The following is an 11,405-nucleotide window of genomic DNA, read 5'->3' on the forward strand; positions in this document are numbered from 1 at the left end:
GCGGCGGAAACCCTTGATGAAATATTCGATCTTCTCTCTCGCGCGGGCAGCCCTTTCAGGACACAAGAACTGGCCCCGCACCTGGCGCGATGCCCAGCCGAAAAGCCACTATGACGTGGTCATCATCGGCGGTGGCGGGCATGGTTTGGCGACCGCTTATTTCCTCGCCCACAAATACGGCATCCGCAATGTCGCGGTGCTTGAAAAGGGCTGGATCGGCTCCGGCAATGCCGGCCGCAACACCACCATCGTGCGCTCCAACTACATGCTGCCCGGCAATACCGGCTTCTACGAGCTTTCGATGAAGCTGTGGGAGCGGATGGAGCAGGACCTCAACTACAACACGATGATGAGCCAGCGCGGCATCGTCAATCTCTACCACTCCGACGCGCAGCGCGACGCCTATGCGCGGCGCGGCAATGTCATGCGCATCAACGGCATCGATGCGGAACTGCTCGATCAGGCGCAGGTCCGCAAGATGATGCCGTTCCTGAATTTCGACAATGCGCGTTTCCCCATCCAGGGCGGACTGCTGCAGCGCCGCGCCGGCACGGCGCGCCATGACGCCGTGGTGTGGGGCTATGCCCATGCCGGCGACCGGCTCGGCGTTGACATCATCCAGAACTGCGAAGTGACAGGCTTTACCCGCGACCAGAACGGCAAGGTCACCGGCGTCGAAACCTCGCGCGGCGCGATCGGCGCCGGCAAGGTTGGCATGGCGGTGGCTGGCAATTCATCGCGCGTTGCGGCAATGGCCGGCATGCGCCTGCCGATCGAAAGCCATGTGCTGCAGGCCTTCGTCTCGGAAGCGATCAAGCCGCTCATTCCCGGCGTCCTCACCTTCGGCGCCGGCCACTTCTATGTCAGCCAGTCCGACAAGGGTGGGCTGGTCTTCGGCGGCGACATCGACGGCTACAATTCCTATGCCCAGCGCGGCAACATGCCGGTGATGGAAGACGTCTGCGAAGGCGGCATGGCGCTGATGCCGATGATCGGCCGCGTGCGCCTGCTGCGTCAGTGGGGCGGCATCATGGACATGTCGATGGACGGCACGCCGATCATCGACAAGACGCCCATCGACGGCCTCTATCTCAATGCCGGATGGTGCTATGGCGGCTTCAAGGCGACGCCGGGCTCGGGCCTCGTCTTCGCGCATCTGATCGCCACCGACACGCCGCATGAGGAGGCAAAGCGCTTCCGGCTCGACCGCTTCCAGCGCGGCGCGATGATCGACGAAAAGGGCGTTGGCGCCCAACCGAATTTGCACTGAAGGCGGATCAGGAATGCGCATTGCATGCCCATTTTGCGGCGAACGCGAGAACGGCGAGTTCACCTATCTCGGCGATGCCAAGCCGAAGCGCCCGACTATCACCGCCATCGACGGCGGCGCGGGTGCGGCCGGCGAGGCGGAGGCCTTCTACGACTATGTCTATCTGCGCGACAACGTTGCCGGCGAGATGAGCGAATACTGGTATCACGGCGGCGGCTGCCGCTCCTGGCTGGTCATCGAGCGCAACACGCTGACCCACGAGATCAAGTCGGTGCGCGCCGCACCCGGCGCGGGTGCGGCCAAGGCGGGGGCGAAGTAATGGCTTCCGCGCAAACCAAACGCCTCGCCAAGGGCGGGCTGATCGACCGCACCGCGCCGCTTTCCTTCACCTTCGACGGCAAGGCGATGACCGGCTATGCCGGCGACACGTTGGCCTCGGCACTGGTCGCCAATGGCGTCACCCTGGTTGGCCGCTCGTTCAAATATCACCGCCCGCGCGGTATCCTGACCGCTGGGCCGGAAGAGCCGAATGCACTGGTGGAGCTGCGCAGCGGCGCGCGGTGCGAAGCCAACACCAAGGCGACCACCGCCGAGCTTTATGACGGGCTCGACGCGCTGAGCCAGAATCGCTGGCCTTCGCTCGGCTTCGACGTGATGGCGGTTAATTCGCTGCTGTCGCCGATCTTCGTCGCCGGCTTCTACTACAAGACCTTCATGTGGCCGGCGAAGTTCTGGGAAAAGCTCTACGAGCCGGCCATCCGCCGCGCCGCCGGCCTCGGACGGCCGAGCGGGATTGCTGACCCGGACCACTATGAGAAGGCCTGGGCGCATTGCGATGTGCTGGTCGTCGGCTCCGGCCCCGCCGGATTGGCTGCCGCCCTTGCGGCCGGCCGCACCGGCGCGCGCGTGATCCTCGCCGAGGAAGACCGCCTGGCCGGGGGGCGGCTGAACAGCGACGGCGGCGAGATCGATGGCATGCCGGCGGGCGAGTGGCTTGCCGGTGCGCTGGCTGAACTGGAAGCCTTGCCCAACGTCCGCATCATGACGCGGACCGCAGTGTTTGGCGTCTACGACGGCGGCACCTATGGCGCGCTGGAGCGGGTCAACGACCATCTGCCGGTTCCCCCAGTTCACCAGCCGCGCCAGCGTCTCTGGCGCATCGTCGCCAAGCGCTGCGTGGTGGCTGCGGGCGCGATCGAGCGGCCGATCGTCTTTTCCGGCAACGACCGCCCCGGCGTGATGATGGCTTCGGCGGTGCGCACCTATATCGAGCGCTTTGCTGCCGCACCTGGCAAGCGGCTGGCGCTGTTCACGAACAATGACGATGGCTGGAAGACTGTCGAGACCGCGCATCGAGCCGGCATCGAAATCGCCGCCGTCATCGATTCCCGCAAGGATGTGCCGCAGCATCATCGCGCGCTGGCGCAAAGCGGCGGCTTTGCCGTGCACAACGGCGTCGTCGTCGATGTTAAGGGTGGCAAGACGGGCATCAGCGGCGTCGGGGTCGCGCTGGCCAATGGCGGTCACGCGCAGATCGCCGCCGACGTGCTTGCTATGTCGGGTGGCTGGAACCCGTCCGTCGGCCTGTCGTCGCATCATCGCGGCCGGCCGAAATGGCGTGAGGACATTGCGGCCTTCGTGCCGGAAGGCGCGCCGGCGGGGATGCTTTCGGCAGGTGCCGCCAATGGCGAGTTTTCGCTGAGCGCCTGCCTGCGCACCGGTCATGAAGCGGGGCTGTCGGCTGCATCCGATTGCGGCTTTAGCGGCAAGAGCGGCAGCGCGCCGACTGCTGCCGACGAAGCCACTTCCATCTCGCCGCTCTGGCATGTCGAGGGGAAGCACAAGGGCTTTGTCGACTTCCAGCATGACGTGACCGCATCCGACATCGCGCTGGCGCAGCGCGAGGGCTTCGAATCCGTCGAGCACCTGAAGCGCTATACGACACTCGGCATGGCGACCGACCAGGGCAAGAACTCGAACGTCACCGGCCTCGCGATCATGTCGGAATTGACGCGGCGCTCGATCCCGCAGACCGGCACGACCATCTATCGCCCGCCGCATGTGCCGGTGGCGATCGGTGCCTTTGCCGGCCATCACCGCGACGAGAATTTCCATTCGGTCAGGCTGACGCCGTCGCATCACTGGGCGGCCGAGCGCGGTGCGGTGTTCGTCGACACCGGCCTGTGGAAGCGCGCGCAGTGGTATCCGATTGCCGGCGAGAACGACTGGCTGACTTCGGTCAACCGCGAAGTGCTGGCGGTGCGCAACGGCGTCGGTTTTTGCGATGTCTCCACGCTCGGCAAGATCGACGTGATGGGCAAGGACGCCGGCGCTTTCTTGGACCGCGTCTACATCAACGCCTTCGCCTCTCTGGCCGTCGGCAAGGCGCGCTACGGGCTGATGCTGCGCGAGGATGGCATCGTCATGGACGACGGCACGACCTCGCGGCTGGCCGAAGACCATTATTTCCTCACCACCACCACGGCCAAGGCCGGGCCGGTGATGCAGTATCTCGAATTCTGCCGGCAGGTTTTGTGGCCCGAACTCGACGTGCAGCTAACCTCCTGCACGGACCAGTGGGCGCAGTTCTCCATTGCCGGGCCGAAGACACGCGACCTGCTGCGCGAGATCGTCGATCCGGCGGAAGATTTGTCCAACGAAGGTTTTCCCTTCATGGGCGTGCGCGAGGTGCGGCTGCGCGGCGGCATGTTCGCGCGGCTGTTCCGCATTTCCTTCTCGGGCGAAATGGCCTTCGAAATCTCGGTGCCGGCCCGCTATGGCGATGCCATGGCGCGTAACCTGATGAAGGCCGGCGAGCCCTTCGGCGTCGTGCCCTACGGCACCGAGGCCCTTGGCGTGATGCGCATTGAAAAGGGCCATATCGCAGGCGCCGAACTCAATGGCACCACGACGGCTGACGATCTCGGCCTTGGCAAGATGATGTCGAAGAAGAAGGACTTTATCGGCCGCGTCATGGCCGGGCGCGAGGCGCTGACGGCGCCCGACCGCCAGGTCGTTGTCGGCCTGAAGCCGGTCGACAAGGCAAGGCGGCTGCGCTCCGGCGCGCATATCATTCCGAAGGGCGCGGCGGTCGGCCCCGATGCCGACCAGGGCTACGTCACCTCGGTCTGCCACTCGCCGATGCTCGGCCAGTGGATCGGGCTCGGCCTGGTCGAGCGCGGACGCGAGCGCTTAGGCGAGATCGTGCGCGCGCATGATCCGCTGCGCGGCGAAGACTATGACGTCGAAATCTGCAATCCGGTCTTCTACGATCCCGAGGGAGGGCGTCAGCGTGGCTGATTTCACCTGGACCACCCGCTCGCCGCTGCAGCAGGCCGTTATTGCCGGCAAGCATGGTGCGGCGATTACCAAGGCAGGCATCCGCCTGTCGGAAATACGCGATTTCGATCTGGTGCAGGTCTTTGCGCGGCGCGGGCAATGGGCCGCGACGGCCAAGGCAGCCAAAGCCTATTTCGGCGTTGTCGCACCGACCGGACCGAAGGCGGTGACGGGCAAGAAGGGCGTGCTGGTGTGGTCCGGTGCCGACCAGTTCATGGCGCTGTCGCCGCGTCTCGGCACGATCCAGCCTATCGATAGCTTGCGCGTCGCTTTCGATGGTTTTGCCTCGTTGTCCGACCAGTCCGACGGGCGCTGCCTGATCCGTCTATCGGGTCCGCGCGTGCGCGATATGCTGGCGAAGGTAAATTCGCTCGACCTTCATGATGGTGTGTTTGCTGTCGGAACGGCGGCGGCGACTTCCATCGATCACACGGCGGTCAATCTGTGGCGAGAGGCGGATGCCGCGGACGGCTCGCCGGTGTTCAGCGTGCTGGTGTTTGCGAGCTTCGCCGACAGCCTGTGGCATACGCTGGTCGACTCGGCGGCCGAATATGGTATCGAGGTCGAAAGCCTATCGATCGCCGCGGGCTGATCGCAAAGTCTCCTTCTAATTGACAAGACTGTGCCGGTTGAGTTGGCCGGCGGCTGCCCCTAAGCTTTGCCGATCATGATGATTGGTCGCGCGGGCGGATCGCCCGGCGGACCGGGAGGTCGGCATGAACAGTCAGATCAAAGCGAATGCGCGATGCGAAGCGTCGATGGACGGACGAAGGCTGGTTGTCTTCGCTCTGGCCGCGAGTGTACCGCTGCTTTGCGCGCTCGTTCTTTTCTTCGCAATTGTTTCGAATGCTCATGCCAGCGAAGAACGCCTTTCGATGGCGCTTGGCGATTTCTATCTCGTCGATTCCTCTGGCGAGGTCCGCAATCAGGACGCAGAACACGACGCGCGGCTGAGGCGGTTCGATGAGATCATGCACGACGAATTGTCGAAGAGCGGAAAGTTCTCGCTGGCTCAGATGCAGTGCCCGGAAGCGGGTTGCACCAGCAAGGAGTTGCAGCTCGACGACATGCTGGACCGCGCAAAGGGAGCCGGCGCACGTTTCGTCACTGTCGGCGCGGTCGAGAAGATGAGCACGCTGGTGCTGTGGACGCGCTTCGAGGTCTATGACGTGCCGAGCCGCCAGATCGTGTTCAACCGCCTGCTGACCTTTCGCGGCGACAATGACGAGGCCTGGCAGCGTGCCGCGCGTTATGCGGCAAGGGAATTGATCAAGAACGCTCCGGTGAAGTGAGGGCGGCAGGCGCTGTTTGCCTTGCCGTAAACGGCAAGGCGTGTGCGTCTGAAGCACCCCCACCCCTAACCCCTCCCCACAAGGGGGAGGGGGATCGGTGGCGTCTGTGCGAGGATCGTCGATTAACGATTTTGTGCGGCATAGCGGCCGCGAAATTCCCCTCCCCCTTGTGGGGAGGGGTTAGGGGTGGGGGTTCCTCCAATCCGCTTTGCGGATTGGAGGAGAGTGCCGGCGTCTAGTCTAGAACAACCCCTCGATCTGTCCCTTGTCGTTGAGGAAGATCCTCTCAGACGACGGGGTCTTGGGCAGGCCGGGCATGGTCATCACCTCGCCGCAGATGGCGACGACGAAGCCGGCGCCGGCGGAGAGGCGCACCTCGCGCACCGGTACGGTGTGGCCGGTTGGCGCGCCGCGCAGGTTGGGGTCGGTCGAGAAGGAATATTGCGTCTTGGCCATGCACACCGGCAGCTTGCCGTAGCCGGCCTGCTCCCAGGCATGAAGCTGGTCGCGCACGGACTTGTCGGCGATCGCTTCCGAGCCGCGATAGATGCGCTGGACGATGGTGTTGATCTTGTCGAACAGGCCCATCTCTTCCGGGTAAAGCGGGGCGAACTGCGAGACACCGCTTTCGGCAAGCTGAACCACCTTGTTGGCAAGCTCTTCGATGCCGGCCGAGCCATGCGCCCAGTGCTTGCACAGGATCGCCTCCTCGCCCATGCCAGCGACATAGTCCTTCAGTGCCTGGATCTCGGCGTCGGTGTCGGAATAGAAGTGGTTGATGGCAACAACCGCCGGCACGCCGAACTGTTTGACGTTCTCGATGTGGCGGCCAAGGTTGGCGCAGCCCTTCTTCACCGCCTCGATGTTTTCGGTGCCGAGGTCTTCCTTCTTGACCCCGCCATTCATCTTCATGGCGCGCACCGTGGCGACGATGACGGCGGCTGCCGGCTTCAAGCCCGCCTTACGGCACTTGATGTCGAAGAACTTTTCCGCACCGAGATCAGCACCAAAGCCTGCTTCCGTCACGACATAGTCGGCAAGTTTCAGCGCCGTCGTTGTGGCGACGACCGAGTTGCAGCCATGGGCGATGTTGGCAAAGGGGCCGCCATGGACGAAGGCCGGGTTGTTCTCCAGCGTCTGCACCAGGTTGGGCTGCATGGCGTCCTTGAGCAGAACCGTCATGGCGCCGTCGGCCTTGATGTCACGGGCATAGACCGGGGTCTTGTCACGGCGATAGGCGATGATGATGTCGCCGAGGCGTTTTTCCAGATCCTTCAGGTCCTTCGCCAGGCACAGGATCGCCATGACTTCTGAAGCCACCGTGATGTCGAAGCCGGCCTCGCGCGGATAGCCGTTGGCGACGCCGCCGAGCGAGCAGATGATTTCGCGCAAGGCCCGGTCGTTCATGTCCATGACCCGGCGCCAGGCGACGCGGCGGGTGTCGATGGCCTGTTCGTTGCCCCAGTAGATGTGGTTGTCGATGAGCGCCGAGAGCAGGTTATGCGCGGTGGTGATGGCGTGAAAGTCGCCGGTGAAGTGGAGGTTCATATCCTCCATCGGCACGACCTGGGCATAGCCGCCGCCGGCAGCACCGCCCTTGACGCCGAAGTTGGGCCCGAGCGAGGCCTCGCGAATGCAGATGATCGCCTTCTTGCCAATCCTGTTCAAGCCATCGCCAAGGCCGACCGTCGTCGTCGTCTTGCCTTCGCCGGCCGGCGTCGGGTTGATGGCAGTGACGAGGATGAGCTTGCCATCCTTGTTGCCCTGCACCGACTGGATGAACTCGGCCGAGACCTTGGCCTTGTCATGGCCGTAAGGCAGAAGATGCTCCGTCGGAATGCCGATCTTGCCGCCGATCTCCTGGATAACCTTCTTCTGCGCACCACGCGCTATCTCGATGTCGCTCTTTACGTCGGCCATGAAATCGTGTCCTCCATACTGAATTCTTGTGGTCGCAGTGGGCTGAACGAGGTGGGGAATATGCGGGAAAATCCATCTCCGGCCGGGCGCAGGCGACCGGCACGAAAACAGCGCTTCAAGGTTCGAAAATCCTGATTTCCACCTTTTCTTTCAGGATTGACAATAAGCCATTTCGAGCGCGTCTCGTCAACCTGCATGAAAGAAAATTTCACAGTAAGAATTATTTTTGACGGCGAAAATTCAGTATCCCGTGACGAAAAAAGCCGGCCCTTGGGCCGGCTTTCGATGGCCGAGACTTTCGATCTTCAGATCACGAAGTACCAGTTCGCAATCAGCACGACGGCCAGGCCTGCCACCAGCGTCAGATAGGGCAGGATGCCGGCCTTCCTCGTCTTCAGGTCGCTTTGCTTCATGCCGAGATCGTCGAGCATGTGGTCCGGGAACTTACCGCCGTCCTGGATGTAGTGGCGGAAGCAGAAGACCGGGATGATGAGTGCTGCGGTGAACAGACCGGCCCACAGCGCTGACGGGTTCCACACTTTCGCGCCCGCGCCCATGAAGATCGCGTTCACATAGGCGAAGACGCCGCCGACCACGATCAGCCAGGTAGGTGCTCGCCATGGCCGGGCGATATGCCCGTTGTCCATGCGGTGTATCCAGCCGGCGTTGAGGTTGAGGAAGTTGAAGATGATGTAGCCACAATTCGACACGGCGAGGATGAAAAAGAAGCTCGTCGCATCGGTGGAGGCGATGGCCAGCACGATAAGGTTGACGACGAGGTCGGTCCACATCGCCCGTGTCGGCGCGCCATGCGTGTTGACGTGGCTGAGGTATTTCGGCAGCCAGCCGTCCACCGAACCCTGGTAAAGGGTGCGTGACGAGCCTGCCATCGCAGTCATGATCGACAGCAGCAGGGCCAGGATCATCAGCATGATGAGCAGGCTTTTCACCAGCCCGCCGCCGCCGACCATCCCTGCCAAGGCGTCGGCAACGCCGGAGCCGTCGACGATCGGGGTCGCCAGCATGCCATTCAGGCCGAGCACGCCCTGGAAGGTGAAGGGCACGATCATGAAGAGCAGCATGCAGAGCAGGCCGGAATAGAAGATGGCCTTGAAGGTGTCGGTTGCCGGGTTCTTGAATTCGCGCGTGTAGCAGACGGCAGTCTCGAAGCCATAGGTCGACCATGCGGCGATGAACATGCCGCCGAGGATCAGCGTCCAGCCGGGGATGTTCCAGGCTCCCGGTTCCGGTGCGTAGGCAGCAGCGAGCGGGACGATTGGCGAATAGTTGTCCCAGTTGATCTGGCCGGTGAGGATCGGGACGATGCCGACGATCAGCAGCGGCACGATGACGAGCAGGCCGACGACGCGCTGCACATTGGCGGTGCCGAGGATGCCGCGATGCTGGATCGCGAAGGTGATGAGCATCAGCACCGCGCCGATCCAGAAGGTGGCGTTGAGCGAGAAGCCGACCGGGCCGAGCGAATGGCTGTAGAGCGTCCAGGTGCGGATGCCAGGCGTTGCCGCGGTCGTCACGGCAGCAATGGCATCAGCCGCAGAAGTGCCGGCATTGGCTGCGATATACGACAGCACCTCCGGTGAGGTTTCGGTGAAACCGGGGATCGGCGCCAGAGCGTTGAGCATGTAGGCGGCGGCAATCGAGCAGCCGAGCGACAGGACCGGCGACCAGGCAAACCAGTTGCACCAGACCGAAAGCGGCGCGACGAATTTGGAATAACGCAGCCAGGCGGTCGCGCCATAGACCGAAGCGCCGCCCGACTTGTTGGGAAAGAGACCGGCGATTTCGGCGTAGGTGAAAGACTGGAGAAACCCCATCAGCATGGAGAAAATCCAGATCAGAAAGGCTACATTTCCGGCTGTGCCGGCGATGCCGCCGATCGAGAAGAGAACAAGTGGCGGGACGCCGCTGGCCACCCAGAACGCGCCGCGCCAGTCGATCGTCCTGTGCAATTCGCCATCGCTCGCAGGCGCATAGCTAACCGTCGAACTCATTGTCGAAGTTCCCCATTGTTGATGATGTGTTCCCGGAAGGATTTCTTTTTGGGCTGATCGGCGTGCGCCTCCACGGGCCTGACCAGCTTTTCCGCTTAGTTTTCTTTTTTTCCTAACAGTGAAGATTGACACAGCCGCTGGTGGCGTCAAGCATTTTGTTTGACCACGCCGATCACATTCGCAGACGCGCGGAATTCAGCCGCGATCTCGGTTTCGAGGCGAGGCGGGCTATGCCCGGGGAGAGTTGTGGCGGATGACGAGCGCCGGCTATTGCGCGGCGACGAGGGCCGGTTCCACGGCGTCGGGGCGATCCGAGAGCGCGCCGTGATAAAGCGCTGCGATCAGGTCCGACTGCGTGATGATGCCGACGAGCTTCCCGTCGGCATTGACGACTGGAAGATGGTGCAGCCCGGCATCGGCCATGACCGGCACAAGCTCGGCGATCGGCGTCTCGGGCGCTGCGAAACGCACCGGCGCGCTCATGATGTCGCTGACGGTCTTGTTGAAACTGCGCCTGGGCTTTACGGCCTGGCGCAGGCGCTTGCCGAGGCCGAGATGCAGTTCTCCACGCGGACCCCAATCTGCACTTTGCATGAAGTCGGTCTGGGTCACGATGCCGACGACATTGCGGGCATCGTCGATCACCGGCAGGGCCTTGATGCGGTGGTCGCAAAGCTCTTTCCAGCTGTCGCGAAGCGAGGTCTGTGGCGAGACCGTCGCCACGTCGCGGGACATGATGTCGGCGCAGCGGATGACGCCGAAGCGGCGGTGATAGGCCTGCATCTCGGTCTCGTGCAGCAGCGCGTCGAGGTCGTCGGTGCTGACATTGACGACCTCGTCATAGCGCTTCAAGGCTGCTTCGAGATCGGCGGACGTGAAGCCGACGCGCGCCGTCGGGACGGGATCAGCCGTCTTGTGCGGGTTGACCGCCGGCGCGGGCGTGAGGTGCGGATAGCGGCGGCCGGTCAGGTTGTTGAAGGCAAGTGCGGCGGCAAGCAGCAGCAATGTATTCACGCCGACGGGCCATAGCGCGAAGCCGTAGCCTGCGGCATGCACGGCCGGGCCGCCGAGCACGGCGGTTAGTGCGACCGCGCCGCTTGGCGGATGCAGGCAGCGCAGCAACAACATGGCGCCGATCGAGGCGGTGATCGCGATCGTTGACGCAATGAGCGGATCGTCGAGCCACCGCGCACAGGTGATGCCGATGAGGGCGGCAACCAGATTGCCGCCGATGATCGACCAGGGCTGTGCCAGCGGGCTGGACGGCGTGGCAAAGAGCAGGACGGCAGAGGCGCCCATCGGGGCGATCAGCAGCGGCGATGCACCTGACGAGCTGAAGGCGATCTTGGTGGCGAGCCCGGTGAAGAAAATGCCGATCAGCGCACCCGCGCAGATGCGCATCCGCTCCGCATTGCTGACGGGCGGCAGGGCTGGAAGCAACCGCTTCAGGACTGACAGGAACTCGGGCATTTGGGCGATATGGCTCTCAAGGCAGCGGCACTTACGCCGTGAAACGCCCTGCGCGCAAGGAATGGATTTGCGCGGATGGTCGCGTTTCGGGAATGAATGGTT

At 63.4% G+C, this 11,405-nt stretch carries 8 protein-coding genes; 5 read left to right on the plus strand and 3 right to left on the minus strand.

Annotated features, from left to right (window positions below; genetic code table 11):
- Nucleotides 1–16 precede the first annotated feature (16 nt).
- From DZG07_RS07555 to DZG07_RS07575, 5 genes are all read left to right on the plus strand, one after another.
- On the plus strand, nt 17–1,270 hold the full coding sequence (locus tag DZG07_RS07555) for a sarcosine oxidase subunit beta family protein (RefSeq protein ID WP_119815619.1): 1,254 nt from the start codon (nt 17–19) through the stop codon (nt 1,268–1,270).
- Nucleotides 1,271–1,283: 13 nt separating this feature from the next.
- Nucleotides 1,284–1,589, plus strand: coding sequence for a sarcosine oxidase subunit delta (locus DZG07_RS07560; protein WP_119815622.1), 306 nt, complete (start codon nt 1,284–1,286; stop codon nt 1,587–1,589).
- Entirely contained in the window at nt 1,589–4,570 is a 2,982-nt protein-coding gene (locus tag DZG07_RS07565; protein ID WP_119815624.1) for a sarcosine oxidase subunit alpha, read from the plus strand. Before DZG07_RS07560 ends, DZG07_RS07565 begins: the two co-directional genes overlap by 1 nt.
- A complete protein-coding gene (locus DZG07_RS07570) occupies nt 4,563–5,201 on the plus strand; it encodes a sarcosine oxidase subunit gamma family protein (protein WP_119815627.1) in 639 nt (212 codons plus the stop codon). Before DZG07_RS07565 ends, DZG07_RS07570 begins: the two co-directional genes overlap by 8 nt.
- Nucleotides 5,202–5,325: 124 nt before the next feature.
- Nucleotides 5,326–5,901: a DUF2380 domain-containing protein gene (locus tag DZG07_RS07575; protein ID WP_119920255.1), complete on the plus strand. Its 576-nt coding sequence runs from the start codon at nt 5,326–5,328 to the stop codon at nt 5,899–5,901.
- A gap of 240 nt (nt 5,902–6,141) precedes the next feature.
- On the opposite strand, the gene DZG07_RS07580 is transcribed toward DZG07_RS07575, so the two are convergent.
- From DZG07_RS07580 to DZG07_RS07590, 3 genes are all read right to left on the minus strand, one after another.
- Nucleotides 6,142–7,821 carry a formate--tetrahydrofolate ligase gene (locus DZG07_RS07580; RefSeq protein WP_119815633.1) on the minus strand — a complete coding sequence of 560 codons (1,680 nt, stop codon included), beginning with the start codon at nt 7,819–7,821 and terminating at the stop codon, nt 6,142–6,144.
- 305 nt (nt 7,822–8,126) lie between these two features.
- Nucleotides 8,127–9,833, minus strand: a complete 1,707-nt coding sequence (locus tag DZG07_RS07585; RefSeq protein WP_091918295.1) for an APC family permease — start codon at nt 9,831–9,833, stop codon at nt 8,127–8,129.
- A gap of 267 nt (nt 9,834–10,100) precedes the next feature.
- A complete protein-coding gene (locus DZG07_RS07590) occupies nt 10,101–11,303 on the minus strand; it encodes an HPP family protein (RefSeq protein WP_162931571.1) in 1,203 nt (400 codons plus the stop codon).
- Between the last annotated feature and the right edge of the window lie 102 nt (nt 11,304–11,405).

Origin of the sequence: Mesorhizobium sp. DCY119, assembly GCF_003590645.1 — a bacterium.
In the GTDB taxonomy this organism is placed as follows: domain Bacteria; phylum Pseudomonadota; class Alphaproteobacteria; order Rhizobiales; family Rhizobiaceae; genus Mesorhizobium_M.